Annotated in this window: 11 protein-coding genes; 9 read left to right on the top strand and 2 right to left on the bottom strand. The window is 69.4% G+C overall.

Features of this window, described 5'->3' with window-relative positions; translation table 11 throughout:
* The first annotated feature begins 26 nt into the window (after nucleotides 1–26).
* Both AB4079_RS06655 and AB4079_RS06650 read left to right on the top strand, forming a co-directional pair.
* Nucleotides 27–2,564, top strand: coding sequence for an ATP-dependent helicase (locus tag AB4079_RS06655; protein WP_441786507.1), 2,538 nt, complete (start codon nucleotides 27–29; stop codon nucleotides 2,562–2,564).
* Nucleotides 2,561–3,607 (top strand): FUSC family protein, encoded by a 1,047-nt coding sequence (locus AB4079_RS06650; protein ID WP_441786506.1) that lies wholly within the window; start codon nucleotides 2,561–2,563, stop codon nucleotides 3,605–3,607. Before AB4079_RS06655 ends, AB4079_RS06650 begins: the two co-directional genes overlap by 4 nt.
* On the opposite strand, the gene AB4079_RS06645 is transcribed toward AB4079_RS06650, so the two are convergent.
* Both AB4079_RS06645 and AB4079_RS06640 read right to left on the bottom strand, forming a co-directional pair.
* Nucleotides 3,604–4,446 carry an oxygenase MpaB family protein gene (locus tag AB4079_RS06645; RefSeq protein WP_441786505.1) on the bottom strand — a complete coding sequence of 281 codons (843 nt, stop codon included), beginning with the start codon at nucleotides 4,444–4,446 and terminating at the stop codon, nucleotides 3,604–3,606. The genes AB4079_RS06650 and AB4079_RS06645 overlap by 4 nt on opposite strands.
* Before the next feature lie 57 nt (nucleotides 4,447–4,503).
* A complete protein-coding gene (locus tag AB4079_RS06640; protein WP_441786504.1) occupies nucleotides 4,504–6,114 on the bottom strand; it encodes a hypothetical protein in 1,611 nt (536 codons plus the stop codon).
* Nucleotides 6,115–6,348: 234 nt separating this feature from the next.
* On the opposite strand from AB4079_RS06640, the gene sucC reads away from it, so the two are divergent.
* The 7 genes from sucC (at nucleotide 6,349) to AB4079_RS06605 (ending at nucleotide 14,689) form a co-directional block, all read left to right on the top strand.
* Nucleotides 6,349–7,512 (top strand): ADP-forming succinate--CoA ligase subunit beta, encoded by a 1,164-nt coding sequence (gene sucC / locus AB4079_RS06635; RefSeq protein ID WP_441786503.1) that lies wholly within the window; start codon nucleotides 6,349–6,351, stop codon nucleotides 7,510–7,512.
* Nucleotides 7,513–7,528: 16 nt separating this feature from the next.
* Nucleotides 7,529–8,416: a succinate--CoA ligase subunit alpha gene (gene sucD, locus AB4079_RS06630; RefSeq protein WP_441786502.1), complete on the top strand. Its 888-nt coding sequence runs from the start codon at nucleotides 7,529–7,531 to the stop codon at nucleotides 8,414–8,416.
* Between the two features lie 179 nt (nucleotides 8,417–8,595).
* Nucleotides 8,596–9,978: a hypothetical protein gene (locus AB4079_RS06625; RefSeq protein WP_441786501.1), complete on the top strand. Its 1,383-nt coding sequence runs from the start codon at nucleotides 8,596–8,598 to the stop codon at nucleotides 9,976–9,978.
* A gap of 55 nt (nucleotides 9,979–10,033) precedes the next feature.
* Nucleotides 10,034–11,323, top strand: coding sequence for a cell division protein PerM (locus tag AB4079_RS06620; RefSeq protein WP_441786500.1), 1,290 nt, complete (start codon nucleotides 10,034–10,036; stop codon nucleotides 11,321–11,323).
* Between the two features lie 39 nt (nucleotides 11,324–11,362).
* Nucleotides 11,363–11,956: a phosphoribosylglycinamide formyltransferase gene (gene purN / locus AB4079_RS06615; protein ID WP_441786499.1), complete on the top strand. Its 594-nt coding sequence runs from the start codon at nucleotides 11,363–11,365 to the stop codon at nucleotides 11,954–11,956.
* The gene (purH, locus tag AB4079_RS06610) at nucleotides 11,953–13,533 is read left to right on the top strand and encodes a bifunctional phosphoribosylaminoimidazolecarboxamide formyltransferase/IMP cyclohydrolase (RefSeq protein WP_441786498.1); all 1,581 of its coding nucleotides are present in this window, start codon (nucleotides 11,953–11,955) and stop codon (nucleotides 13,531–13,533) included. Before purN ends, purH begins: the two co-directional genes overlap by 4 nt.
* A gap of 100 nt (nucleotides 13,534–13,633) precedes the next feature.
* Complete coding sequence (locus AB4079_RS06605; RefSeq protein ID WP_441786497.1) at nucleotides 13,634–14,689, top strand: Glu/Leu/Phe/Val dehydrogenase dimerization domain-containing protein; 1,056 nt, start codon at nucleotides 13,634–13,636, stop codon at nucleotides 14,687–14,689.
* Nucleotides 14,690–14,711 lie beyond the last annotated feature (22 nt).

Here is a 14,711-nt window from a genome sequence, read left to right as displayed (position 1 = left end):
TGGCAGCGACTAAAATCGTCTGAGACATGACGAGCCTCCCCGACGCCCCGCAGACCACCCCTTCCTCTGTCCCGATCATCCTGGACGGGTGGCAGGGCGACGGCGCCGAATCGGCGGCGGCCGAGTCGGCCGACTCGGGGTCGAAGGGCTCCGGGTCGAAGGGGTCCGGTCACTGGGGGCCGAGCGAGCGGTTGTTCGCGGGGCTCAACCCACAGCAGCGGGAGGCCGCCGAGTATCGCGGTCAGGCGCTCCTGATCGTCGCGGGAGCGGGTTCGGGCAAGACGAGCGTCCTCACCCGACGGATCGCCGGGCTCATCGAGAGTCGGGAGGCGTGGCCGAGCGAGATCCTGGCGATCACGTTCACCAACAAGGCTGCGAACGAGATGCGCGAGCGCGTCGAACACCTGCTCGGCGGCAAGGCGCAGGGCATGTGGATCTCGACCTTCCACTCGGCGTGTGTTCGCATCCTCCGCCGCGAAGCGGAGACGATCGGCAAGACGGCGAGCTTCACGATCTACGACTCCGGCGACAGCCGCGCACTCCTGAAGCGCATCATCAAGGAGCTGGCCGCCGACACGCTCGGCTTCACCGTTGGCGCTGCGGCGAACCGCATCTCGAAGCTGAAGAACGAGCTGACCGACCTCGAGACTCATGCACGCACGGCGAACCTGAGCGACCCGCAGGAGGTGATGTTCCTCGAGATCTTCCGGCAGTACACACGCGAGCTGCGCCGGGCGAACGCCTTCGACTTCGACGACCTCATCGCGGAGACGGTCTTCCTGTTCCGCGCCTTCCCGCGGGTGGCAGCCCTCTATCAGAGCCGGTTCCGCCACATCCTGGTGGACGAGTACCAGGACACGAACCACGCCCAGTACTCGCTCATCCGCGAGCTGACGATGCCCGTGGCTCCGGACATCGTCGACGATCTGGAAGAGCACGGTCGCAATGTCCGGCCGCTGCGCGATGCGGCCGGCCTCATCCCTGCTGCCTCGCTCACCGTGGTCGGCGACTCGGACCAGTCGATCTACGCCTTCCGTGGTGCCGACATCCGTAACATCGTCGAGTTCGAGCGCGACTTCCCGGGCGCCAAGGTGATCCTGCTGGAGCAGAACTACCGGTCCACGCAGAACATCCTGAGCGCCGCGAACGCGGTCATCGCGAACAACTTCGACCGCAAAGACAAGAAACTGTGGACGGCCGTCGGGGACGGCGAGAAGATCGTCGGCTACACCGGCTACTCGGGTCACGATGAGGCGCAATTCGTCGCCGACGAGATCGAGAAGCTGCACAGTGCCGGGATGGACTACAAGGACATCGCTGTCTTCTACCGCACCAACGCTCAGACCCGAGCGCTGGAGGAGATCTTCATCCGGTCGGCCCTTCCCTACAAGGTGATGGGCGGCACGAAGTTCTACGAGCGTGCCGAGATCAAGGACTCCATGGCGTACCTCATCTCGGTCGCCAACCCGGACGACATCCTGGCTCTGCGTCGCATCCTGAACACGCCGAAGCGCGGCATCGGCCCGGCGACGGAGACCCAGCTGGCGAGCTATGCGGCCGACAACGGCCTCACGTTCCGCGCCGCGATGCGCGACGCCGCGTCGCTGGGGCTCGGCCCGAAGGTGACGAATGCGATTCTGCAACTGTCGAACCTGCTCGACGAGGCGGCGGCGAAGATCGACCCGTCGAACCCGGCCGGCGTTTCGACGGTTGCCGATGTTCTCACCTTCCTGCTCGATGGGAGCGGGTATCTGGAGGTGCTCCGCAACAGCCGCGACCCACAGGATGAGGCGCGCGCGGAGAACGTGGACGAGCTCGTGGCCGTGACGCGCGAGTTCGCGCGCAACAACCCGGATGGGACGCTGGTCGACTTCCTCACCGAGGTGTCGCTGGTGGCCGCCGCGGATGAGATCGACGATTCGAGCGGTTCGGTCTCGCTGATGACACTGCACACCGCCAAGGGGCTCGAGTACGACGCCGTCTTCCTGACGGGCATCGAGGAGGACCTCCTGCCGCACCGTATGTCGGCCAATGAGCCGGGCGGTCCTGCGGAGGAGCGGCGCCTGTTCTACGTGGGCATCACGCGGGCCAAGAAGCGGCTGTTCCTGTCGCTGGCGATGACCCGAGCGCAGTTCGGCGAGACCGCGGTCGCCATGCCGAGTCGCTACCTGCAAGAGATCCCCGCAGACCTGATCGACTGGCGCCAGTCGCCCGGTTCGGCGAACGGCCGCGGCGGGACGCAGTCGCGAGCGCTGAACGCACGGCGTCCGGGCCTGGGCGCCGGTTCCGGCAGCAGCTCCGGCGGGTGGAACGACAGCCTCGCCGCGGCGACGTTCCGCCAGGAGCGGCCGAAGGCGGAGTGGCCCAACCGGGTCACCGGTAAGGTCCGCGACAACGGCGACCTCGAGCTGGCTCCCGGCGATCGCATCCGCCACACCGACTTCGGCGACGGCCGGGTCACGGCGGTGACCGGACAGGGCGCAAAGCGGGTCGCGCACGTGCAGTTCGAGAAGGCGGGCGCGAAGAAGCTCCTGATCAAGATCGCGCCGATCGACAAGCTGTGAGTCGCCGCTTCTCGGCCCCGCAGAATCTGGAGGTCGGTCTGCGGGCGGCGCTCGCTGTCGCTGTCCCACTCTTTTTGCTGTTCGCCGTCGGCCGTCTCGACCTGACTGCCTACGCGACCTTCGGCGCGTTCACGGCGCTGTACGGGCGCAACGAGCCGTATCGCGTCCGGGTACGCACGCTGACGGTGGCGGCCATCGCCCTGCTGGTGAGCATCGCCGCAGGAACGCTCCTCGCCGCTGCGGGGGAGCCGCTGCCGCTGGTGGTGGTCGCTCTGGTTGCGGTGGTGGGCGGCGGGACTCTTTTCGTCACGGTGTTCCAGATGGTTCCGCCTCAGGCGTTGTTCTTCGTCTTCGCGCTCCTGGTCTGCGCCGGGGTCCCGACGCGACCAGCCGACGTGCTCCCGCGCATCGGCCTGGCAGCCGTTACAGCGGCGTTCGCGTGGCTGTTGACCATGTCCGGCTGGGCGATCCGCCGCATCCCGGGGATCTCGCACGGACTGCTGGCGCGCTCCGGCCTCGTGAACGACCTGCGTCGACGCCCGAGCCTCGACCTCGGCGCCCTCAGTGATCCACGCGTGTGGCTCACCGTGGCGCAGAACGTCATCGGCGTCGTCATTGCCGGCTCCGTGGCCCTCGCCTTCGGCTTCGGGCATGCCTATTGGGCTGTTGTCAGTCTGGTCGCGGTGATCCCTCCTGCCAAGGCCGCCCACTCGATCTCGCGCTCCGTGCATCGCATCGTGGGGACGATCGTCGGCGTCGTCGTGACTGCCGTGCTGCTCGTCTGGTCGCCGCCCGCTGCTGTCGTGATCGGCGTCATCGTGGTCTGCCAGTTCTTCGCTGAGATCTTGGTCGCCCGGCATTACGGCGCAGCACTCGTCTTCATCACGCCGCTCGCGCTCTCGGTCTCGCATCTGGCCAGCCCGACTCCGCTGAACGTTCTCGTCGTGGATCGCGTGCTGGAGACCATCCTCGGCGCGGCGGTGGGCATCGTCCTCGTTCTGCTGACGCGAGGCATCGAGCGTAGCCGCGGACTCGCTCCCTAGCCTGTCTGCACGCGGTCCTCCGGCTGGACTGCTCGGCGGAGCTTCGCCAGGTAACGGTCGTGGGGTCGATGCCGAAGTCGACTCGGCAGGCGGGGGTAGACGAAGGTCACGCACCGGAGCAGCCGGTCGAACCGCCGCTGCCTGCGCGCGCTCCACGGAAGGCGGAATTCCGACCGCACCGATTCCGGCAGCAGTCCGGCGGTGAGAAGCCGAAGGGTCGGCAGGGTCGGCCTCAGCCACCACGGCACACCGCTCGGGTGGAGGATCTGACGTGAGACCGCCAGCACGTCGCCATCTACGCGCAGCGAACGGACCATGCGCTCCCAGTACTCGTCGAAGGCCGCTCGCGACTCCGGCCATTTCTCGGGCCGCAACTGCAGGTTCGAGAGCGCCCGCACGAGCTCCTGATAGGCGGCATCCGCTTGGTCGGCGGCCAGCGGCCCGTACACCCGCCGGTGCAGGTTCATCATGGTCTCGTAGAGCGTCGCGGCGACCCACAACTGCAGCTCGGGGTCGTACGCGTTGTAGGCCGCACCGTGGGTGCCGGCGGATGTGTCGGTGCCCACCGGGCCACCATGCACCGGAGCGTGCGCCCGATTCACCATCCGCCGCATCGCGCGAACCTCGTCCGGCGAGCCGTACATCGACGCCGTCAGATAGAGCATCGTCGCGTCGAAGCGATCCATGAGGCGGGAGGCGAAGTCGCTGTGCTCGGCGACTCCCCGGCCGACGGCGGGATGAGCGATCTGCAAGAGAAGCGCCCGCCCGCCGCCGGCGAGCGTCAGCGCCTCCGACGCGATGTCGCGCACGTCGACGGGTCTGTTGCGGGATCTGCGCACAACCCCATCCTGACGCGTAGTCCTGCGAGCAGGCGGAGAGACCGTTGCCGTCGCCGCTCACGGACCGACCCAGGTCGAACGTGCGCGGCGCGGGCCGGGAAGCCGCCGACCGGCGACCCGCGGACGTCGCGCGGGCCGCTGCACGCCGTCCGCATCCATCCGGATGGTCTCCAGCGCCGCCCTGCGGCCACGTGCCCGTCGCGACCGACGAGAGGCACCGATGCGTCGCGAGCGCATCCGCGAGAGACCGAGGAGCCCCGCCCCTGTCGCGACGGCCCCCCCGCTCACAAGGGTCGGGACGGTCACGTCGGACCCGGTCTTCGCCAGCTGGCCGGTCTTCTGGATGGGCGTGACGGACGCAGCGAGGGCAACGGCGTGGGTGATCTCGCTGGCCGCACCGAAGGCCGATGCCCACGGCTTCAGTCGCGCACCCCCGTGCTCCGCGTCGGTCCGTGCCGGGTCGATCGTCTCCGTCCAGACGTAGTACCCCGCGGATGGAAGGACGCAGGAGGGTGTCGTGTACTCGCGTGCGCCGTCGACCGTGGTTTCGACGGTGCATACCGTGGGCGCGTCGGCCGGCGCCTTCACCGCTGCGGCGATCGGGTCGGCGAACGGTCCGTTGAGAGTGCTCTCCACCACGGCGGTCACGGGCGCGAAGCCGTCTGCCGTCGAGTGCACACCCCAGGTGGGCAGCAGGCCGTCTCCCTCCTGGACGCCAACCGTCAGCCGGTCCGCGACCTCCGCGCCGGGGTGCGCGTCAGGAGCCGTCGTTCGCGTCTGAACGTTCGGCTGGAACGGTAGCGGAGAGGGCCCGGCGACATCGGCCGTCGCGTCGGTGGATGCGGTCGCGGGCTGGGCGATGAGCACGGCCTGCGCATCCACGGCGGGCAGGGCCACCGTGGCCCGGTTGCCGTACGGCAGATCGGAGGCCGTCGCGGTCGCGGTGACGGACACGCTCGCCTCGGTGCCGGTCGACAGGATCGGAATGTCCGTGCCCGAGGGCACCGAACTCCTGTCTTTCCCATCCTCGAAGGTCGCCCCCTCCAGGCTGACCGTGACGGGGTGGGCGCCCCCGGGGAGGAGTTCCGGTCCGCCGAGGTGGTCCACCGTCAGCTCGACGCGCACCCGGCCCGGCCCGGTCTCCGCGAGTTCGACCACCGCCGCGGCACGGACACCGGTCGAGCCGCGGTCCTTCGCCTCGGCGAGCATCTCGAGAGCGCGCGCATAGACGGCGTCGGTGTCCGCGCCGGCGCGCCCGGCCCGGTTGTGCGCGTCGGCGTCGGACATGCCCGCGTACATCCACGTGGCGACCTGGCCGGCCGCTGCCGTGAGCCGGTCGCCGCTCCCTGCCCAGGTGCGGGCGATGTAGGCGTACACAGCGGACTGCTCGGGCGTCCACCACCCGATCGTCGTGGTGTCGGCGTAGCTGTAGGTCAGCCCGACCGGTGCCACTTTGCCGGGGTTCAGGCAGAAGCCGAGTGCTCCATCGTCGAAGTGGTAGGCACCGAGCCACCACCCGTCGGACGAGAGGTAGCCGGGCCCGTGCCCGTCCGAGACGAGTGCCCGGGCCGGCGCCGCTGGGCCGAACAGGCTCTGCAGGACTCCGAGGAAGACGGCGAGCCCCACGAGGCTCACGGCAGTGATCAGGGTGAATGGTCGTTGGGTCATGCCTCCACCGTCGCGGTGGGTGGCCGCCCGTCGGCTGGCGATCAACGAAACGGTGGAGAAACGCATCCCGAGCCGGCCTGTGCACACTTCGCCGGTTACGGCCTGTTCAGGCGGACGCGCTACAGTTCTTCCTGGCGAAAATTATCTCGGCGTCGAGCTAATCTCGCGTCGGACCGCCCGGAGAAATCAGCCGGCAGCCGCGAGCGCACCGGACCACCAGCGGATTGGATAACCGTGGATCTATACGAGTACCAGGCCAGAGACCTGTTTGAGAAGTACGGGGTCCCGGTGCTTCCGGGAATCGTCGCGGACACTCCGGAGGAGGTGCGCGCAGCGGCCGAGAAGCTCGGCGGTGTGACCGTCGTCAAGGCCCAGGTCAAGGTCGGCGGTCGAGGCAAGGCCGGCGGCGTCAAGGTCGCGAAGAGCCCGGACGAGGCCGAGGAGGCCGGGAAGGCGATCCTGGGCCTGGACATCAAGGGTCACGTCGTGCGCCGCGTCATGGTCGCAGGAGGCGCCCGCATCGCCCGTGAGTTCTACTTCTCCGTCCTGCTCGACCGGGCCAACCGTTCGTACCTCTCGCTGACCAGCGTCGAGGGCGGCATGGAGATCGAGCAGCTCGCCGTCGAGAAGCCGGAGGCACTCGCCCGCATCGAGGTCGACCCGCGCGGCGGCATCGACCACGCGAAGGCTGTCGAGATCGCGCAGTCGGCCGGGTTCCCGGACGAGCTGGTCGAGAAGGTCGCGGACGTCTTCGTGAAGCTGTACGAGGTCTACACCGGCGAGGATGCCACCCTGGTCGAGGTCAACCCGTTGGTGCTCACCGAGGAGGGTGACATCATCGCCCTCGACGGCAAGGTCAGCCTCGACGAGAACGCCGGTTTCCGTCACCTCTACCACGAGGCCCTCGAGGACTTGGACGCCGCCGACCCGCTGGAGGCCAGGGCCAAAGCCGCTGACCTCAATTACGTCAAGCTCGACGGCCAGGTCGGTGTCATCGGAAACGGCGCCGGCCTCGTCATGTCGACGCTGGATGTGGTCGCCTACGCCGGCGAGAAGCACAACGGTGTCAAGCCGGCGAACTTCCTCGACATCGGCGGCGGCGCGTCCGCCGAGGTGATGGCAGCCGGTCTGGACGTCATCCTGAACGACCCGCAGGTCGAGAGCGTGTTCGTGAACGTCTTCGGCGGCATCACCGCCTGCGACGCGGTCGCGAACGGCATCGTCAAGGCGCTGGAGATACTGGGCGACGAGGCGAACAAGCCGCTGGTCGTCCGTCTCGACGGCAACAACGTCGAGGAGGGCCGCCGCATCCTGACCGACGCGAATCACCCGCTGGTCACCCTCGCGCTCACCATGGACGAAGGCGCCGACAAGGCCGCCGAGCTGGCCGCGAAGTAAGCGAAGGACGAAAACTATGTCTATCTTCCTCAACAAGGACTCCAAGGTCATCGTCCAGGGCATCACCGGCGGCGAGGGCACCAAGCACACCGCTCTCATGCTGAAGGCGGGCACCCAGGTCGTCGGCGGCGTGAACGCGCGCAAGGCCGGCACCACCGTCACGCACGGGGACGTCGAACTGCCGGTCTTCGGCACCGTCGTCGAGGCCATCGAGAAGACCGGGGCGGACGTCTCGATCATCTTCGTGCCGCCGGCGTTCGCGAAGGACGCGATGGTCGAGGCGATCGACGCCGAGATCCCGCTCCTCGTGGTCATCACCGAGGGCATCCCGGTGCAGGACTCGGCCGAGGCGTGGGCCTACGCCAAGGAGAAGGGCAACAAGACCCGGATCATCGGCCCGAACTGCCCCGGGATCATCACCCCCGGCGAGTCGCTGGTCGGCATCACCCCGGCGACGATCACCGGGAAGGGCCCGATCGGCCTGGTGTCCAAGTCGGGCACGCTGACCTACCAGATGATGTACGAGCTGCGCGACCTGGGCTTCTCGACCGCCATCGGGATCGGCGGCGACCCCGTCATCGGCACGACGCACATCGACGCGCTCGCCGCCTTCGAGGCCGACCCGGAGACCAAGGCGATCGTCATGATCGGCGAGATCGGCGGCGACGCCGAGGAGCGCGCGGCCGACTTCATCAAGGCGAACGTCACCAAGCCGGTCGTCGGCTACGTAGCCGGCTTCACCGCGCCCGAGGGCAAGACCATGGGCCACGCCGGCGCCATCGTCTCGGGCTCTGCGGGCACGGCGCAGGCGAAGAAGGAGGCGCTGGAGGCGGCGGGCGTGAGGGTCGGCAAGACCCCGTCCGAGACCGCCGAGCTGCTCCGCGAGGTGTACGCGGCGCTCTAGTCGACGCGCGCACGCTGAAGGCCGGGACCCGCACAGGTCCCGGCCTTCCGCATTGCGACCGCATTTACTCTGTGTCATTTACTCTGTGCCATTTACTCCCTGCCGCGCCGCGCCCCGCCCGCGTTACAGTGTGCGCACCGAGACCCGGCACCGGGACCGGGCTGGCGGAAGGGGGCGTGATGGCTCGCCTGACGAACACCGAACTACTCCAGCGCATCGCCGCGCTGGAGGACGAGAATGCGTCGCTGCGCCTGCAGGCGGGCGAAGAGCCGGGCGCTGTGCCCGCCGTACCCGCGCCCGCTGCCAGGAAGCACCGGCGCAGCTGGGCCTGGACCCTGCTGGCGACGGTTCTCATCGTCGTGGGTGCCATCCTGGCCCCGCTCGCCGTCGTGGCGTCGTGGGCGAAGGTCCAGCTGACCGACACCGATTCGTTCGTCGCGACCTACGCCCCGCTGGCGCACGACCCTGACGTGCAATCCTTCGTCACCGACGAGTCCGTGAAGGCCATCAAGGACAACGTCGACATCCCCCAGATCACGTCGCAGGTGATCGACGGGATCACGCAGCTCGGCACCGGCCCGGTCGCCACCAAGGCGCTCGACTCGCTCAAGGCGCCGCTCGCGCAGGGGATCGTGTCGCTGATGCAGACGACGATCCAGCGGTTCGTGGCGTCCGATGCGTTCGCCCAGGTGTGGCAGCAGGCGCTGCGCACCAGCCACGACCAGTTGATCGCGACGATGCAGAACAACCCGAAGGCAGCGATCACCGTCGGCTCGGACGGCTCGGTCGGCATCCAGCTCGCGCCGATCATCGGCCGGGTGAAACAGCTGCTGGTGGATCAGGGGCTCACCTTCGCATCCCGCATCCCGACGGTCGATCGTACGATCACGGTGGCGCAGAGCTCGTCCATCCCGACGCTTCAGCTGTTCTACGGTCTGGCGATCGCAGCGGGCGCTTGGCTGCCGTGGGTGGCGATCGGGCTCCTCGCGCTGGGGGTTCTGGTCGCTCGGAGACGCGCCCTCGCGCTGGTGTGGGCGTCGGTCGCCCTCGGTCTCGCGATGGCGCTGACTCTGGCCGCGATCGGGATCGGACGGCTCGTGTTCGTGGCGTCCGCCTCGCCGTCTCTCGTGCCGTCGGCACTCGCCCGGACCCTGTTCTCGACCGTCACCGACGCCATGATCGCCACCGCCGTCGCGGTGCTCGTCCTGGCGATCGCGGTGGCCGTGGTCGGCTGGTTCGCCGGACCGTTCGCGGTGCCGCGACGGTTGCGCGGCTTCTTCGGCTCCGGCGTCGGCTGGGTGCGCCAGTCGGCGGAGCGGCATGGGATCACGACCGGACGAGCCGGCGAGTGGATGTATGCCCAGCGCACTCTCCTCCGCGCGACCATCGCCGTGATCGCGGCCGTGGTGGTGCTGTTCGTCCGCCCGCTCTCGCCTGCGCTGATCATCTGGACGCTGGTGCTCGCGGTCCTCGTCGTCGCGGTCCTGGAACTGCTGCAGCGTCCCGTGATCACGGTGCCTGAGGCGGCCGATGAGGAGACCCCTGTCATGACGGTCTCCTGAGCCCCGAAGTGTCGGCGGCCCGGCGGGGCCGCGCGACGGTAGGCTCCGTTCGGTCATGAGTCGCACAACCGTCGCCCTGCTCGCCGCGCTGGAGGCGCTCATCGTGGCCGCTATCGGCCTCGGGATCTGCGTGGTGCCGATCACGATCCTGTGGGCGGCCGAGTACCACCTCGGCGCCGACTTCGGGGTGGTGTGGCGCTCCGCGGCGGACATCTGGCTGGTCGGCCACGGCGTGAACCTGACCGTCGCGCTGGACCCGCAGACCGTCGCGCAGCTCGGCCTCCCCGCGGCGGCGGCGCCCTTCCAGGTGACCATTGCACTGCTGGGGTTCGCCGCCCTGACCGCGGGCCTGGGCGTCCGGACCGGGATGCGCGCGGCCGAGAGCGATCAGCGTCTGGTGGGAGCGATCAGCGCGCTTGGGGCGTTCGCCGCCATCTCAACCGTGGTGGTGCTGTCGTCCGGTTCGGTGGTGGTGCAGCCGTCCGTCTGGCAGGGGATCGCCCTGCCGCCTTTCGTCTACGCGGTCGGTATCGCCGCTGGTTTCGGTTTCGCTGCCTTGCGAGGTCCGGCGGAGGAGCGGGCCGGTCGGCCGGGTGCCGACGGAGCCGAGCCGATCACGCCGCCGTCGGAGGGCGGTACGGCCCCAGCCGTCCTGTCGGCTCTGCGCACTCCCGTCCGTGTCCTGGCGGTCCCCGAGCAGTTGCGCGTGGGAGCGGCGGCCGCGTTCCGTGCGGGCACGGCGGCGACCGCGATCGTGATCGGCATCGCCGCGCTCATCCTGGCTCTGCTGATCTTCGGCAACTACGGCACCATCATCAGCCTGTACGAGCAGTTGCAGACCGGTGTGGCGGGCGGCGCGGCGCTGACCATCGGCCAGCTCGCGGTACTGCCGAACGTGGTGGTCTGGATCGCATCCTGGCTGGTCGGTCCGGGCTTCGCGATCGGGACCGGTTCGTCGGTCGGTCCGCTCGGGACGGCACTCGGACCGCTCCCTGGCCTGCCGCTGTTCGGTGTCATCCCTCCCGGCGGCTTCTCCTTCGGGCTCGTCGGCGTGATCGTGCCGCTCCTCGCGGGGTTCCTCGCGGCCGTTCTGCTGCGCTCCCGAGTGGATGCCGTCGGCAGCGGTCTGGCGGGCGTCCGTGCGCGCATCCTCACCGCCGTCGGGATCGGGGTCGTCGCGGGCATCCAGTTGGGGCTGCTCGCCTGGTGGTCGTCCGGCGCCCTCGGCCCCGGCCGGCTGCACGATGTCGGGCCGAACCCGTGGCTGGTCGGCTCGATCGCGGCCGCGGAGGTCGCCGTCGCCGCGGTGATCGGGCTGGTCGTCGGCGGCCGCGCGCGCCGCTGACTGGCTCGCCGCTGACTGGCTCGCCGCTAGGCTGGACGCGTGCTCTCGATTGTCGTGCTGATCTCCGGCGGTGGTTCCAACCTGCGCGCACTGCTGGAGGCGGCGGGGGACGCCGAGTTCCCCGCGCGCGTCGTCGCGGTGGGTGCAGACCGCGAAGCGGAGGGCCTCGAGCACGCCGAGTTCTTCGGCATCCCGACCTTCACGGTCCCCTATACGTCGTACCCGAGCCGTGAGGAGTGGGGCGACGCCCTGCTGGAGCAGATCCAGCAGTGGGAGCCCGACCTCACCATCCTCTCCGGCTTCATGCGTCTCGTGCCGCCGCGGCTGGTGGAAGCGCTCTCGCCCGACCTGCTCAACACCCACCCTGCGTACCTGCCGGAGTTTCCGGGAGCGCACGCGGTCCGCGACGCCCTCGCCGCGGGCGTGACGCAGACCGGCGCCAGTCTGATCGTCGTCGACAACGGAGTGGACGCGGGACCCATCATCAGTCAGGAGCGCGTGGAGGTGCTGCCCGGAGACTCCGAGGCCGCCCTGCACGAGCGCATCAAACCCGTGGAGCGACGGCTGCTGATCGACGCCGTCCTCGACATAGCCAACGGACACATCGACCTCGAGGAGCTAGCCCGAGCATGAGCGGACCCCGTCACGACGCCAGCCTGTACCGGGAACGGGACCTCGTCCCGATCCGCCGGGCGCTGATCTCGGTCAGCGACAAGACCGGTCTCCTCGACCTGGCGAAGGCACTCGCCGACGCCGGGGTGGAGCTGGTCTCCACGGGATCGACGGCGCAGACCATCCGTGACGCCGGCTACGCGGTGACGGATGTGGCGACCGTCACGGGCTTCCCGGAGTCGCTGGACGGCCGGGTCAAGACGCTGCACCCGGCCATCCACTCGGGGCTGCTGGCCGACCTACGGCTGGCGTCCCACGAGGACCAGCTGAAAGAGCTCGGCATCGAGCCGTTCGAGCTCGTCGTGGTCAACCTGTACCCGTTCGTCGAGACGGTCGCGTCGGGTGCCGTCGGGAACGATGTGGTGGAGCAGATCGACATCGGCGGACCGGCGATGGTGCGGGCTTCGGCGAAGAACCATGCGAACGTCGCGATCGTCGTGTCGCCGGCGGACTACTCCGCCATCACGACCGCTGTGGCCGCCGGGGGCACCACGTTCGACCAGCGGCGCGACCTGGCCGCGAAGGCGTTCGCGCACACCGCCGCGTACGACGGGGCTGTCGCCGCCTGGTTCGCGGGAGACGCGCCGTCCACCGACGATTTCGCTGAGCGCTGGGAGGCCCGGGCCGAGCTGAAGCAGACCCTCCGCTACGGCGAGAACTCTCACCAGGCGGCCGCCCTGTACGCGGAGCCGGGGGGACGCGGCATCGCGCAAGCGGAACAGTTCGGCGGCAAGGAGATGTCGTACAACAACTACGTCGACGCGGATGCCGCACTGCGCAGCGCGTACGACTTCGCCGAGCCGGCGGTCGCGATCATCAAGCACGCGAACCCCTGCGGAATCGCCGTCGCCGACGACATCGCCGAGGCCCACCGTAAGGCGCACGAGTGCGACCCGGTGTCGGCCTACGGCGGCGTCATCGCCGCGAACCGGACCGTGACGCTCGCGATGGCGGAGACCGTCAAAGGCATCTTCACCGAGGTGCTCATCGCCCCCGGCTACGAGTCGGCGGCGCTGGAACTGCTCCAGACCAAGAAGAACCTGCGCATCCTGCAGCTTCCGGACGACTACGCCCGCTCGCTGACCGAATTCCGCCAGATCTCGGGCGGCGTGCTCGTGCAGGACAGCGACCGGTTCACACAGTTCTCCTCCGAGGGATGGACGCTCGTCGCCGGTGAGGAGGCCGACGCCGCGACCCGTTCCGACCTCGAATTCGCGTGGAAGGCATGCCGCGCCGTGAAGTCGAACGCCATCCTGCTCGCCAACGACGGCGCGTCCGTCGGGGTCGGCATGGGCCAGGTCAACCGCGTCGACTCGTGCCACTTGGCCGTGGATCGTGCCGGCGACCGCGCCAGCGGGTCTGTTGCCGCGTCGGACGCCTTCTTCCCGTTCGCGGACGGAGCGCAGATCCTCCTCGATGCCGGTGTGCGTGCCATCGTCCAGCCGGGTGGCAGCATCCGCGACGAGGAAGTCATCGCGGCGGCAAAGACGGCGGGCGTGACCATGTACTTCACCGGAGAGCGGCACTTCTTCCACTAGGGTCCCGTCCGGCGTTGCTTCCCGGTCGGGAGCGCGGGAGAATGGACGGCGGTCCACAAGACCGCCTACATTTTCACCGCGATCCCACGAGGAGACACCGATGTCCGTCCTGCCCACAGACTTGCCGCACGAAACACTGCACGTGGTGAGGGGGAGGCGGAGCGGCCTCACCATCAGCATCGCGGTTCACTCCACCGTCCTCGGTCCCGCGCTCGGCGGCTGCCGCGTGTGGACGTATGACTCCTGGCAGGAGGCGGTGGCAGACTCGCTGCGCCTGGCCGAGGGCATGACGCTCAAGAACTCGGCGGCAGGACTCAACCGTGGCGGCGGGAAAGCGGTCATCTACCTGCCGCGCGGTACGGTGCTCACGCCGACTGAGCGCTACGAGGCCATGCTCGACCTCGGCGACGCGGTCGAGACGCTCGGTGGCAGCTACATGACGGCGGAGGATGTCGGCACGAGCGCCGAGGACATGTCCGTCGTCGCCAGCCGAACCGCGCACGTCTGCGGGCTGCCGCCGTCGGAGGGCGGCGTCGGGGAGCCCAGTGACGCGACCGCCGCGGGCGTGTACGCGGGCCTGCTGGCCACGCTGGAGCGCGCCTTCGGCAGCCGCTCCGTCGCCGGTCGCCGGGTGACGGTGCTCGGGCTGGGCCACGTCGGCTCGATCATCGCGATGCGTCTCGCCGCGGAGGGCGCGGTGCTGACGGTCACGGATGTGAACCCGGCCAAGCGCGCGCTTGCCACCTCGCTCGGCGCCACCTGGGTGGAGCCGGAGGAGGCGCACCGCGTCGAGGGTGACCTGTTCGTGCCCGCCGGCGTCGGCGGCGTGCTCACCGACCGTGTCATCGACGAGCTGCGGGTCGCGGCCGTCGTGGGTCCGGCCAACAACCAGCTCGCCGAGCGCTCCGGCGCCGAACGACTCGCCGCGCGTGGCATCCTCTGGGCGCCGGACTTCGTCGTCAACGCGGGCGGCGTGATCTTCCTCGACATGATGTCGGAGCCGGGCGTGACCGCCGAGGCCACGCAGCAGCGGGTGGAGCGTATCGGGGACACCATCGCGGAGATCTTCCGTGCGGCCGACGAACGCGGCGTCACCACGCTGCAGGCCGCGGAGGAGCTGGCGCTCGGGCGACTGCGGGAGCCAGCCAACGCATAGCGGCGCTCCACTAGGTTGGTTC

The sequence above is a fragment of the Leifsonia sp. 2MCAF36 genome (assembly GCF_052115525.1).
Taxonomy (GTDB): domain Bacteria; phylum Actinomycetota; class Actinomycetes; order Actinomycetales; family Microbacteriaceae; genus Leifsonia.
This window is presented reverse-complemented; position numbering and strand designations above follow the sequence as displayed.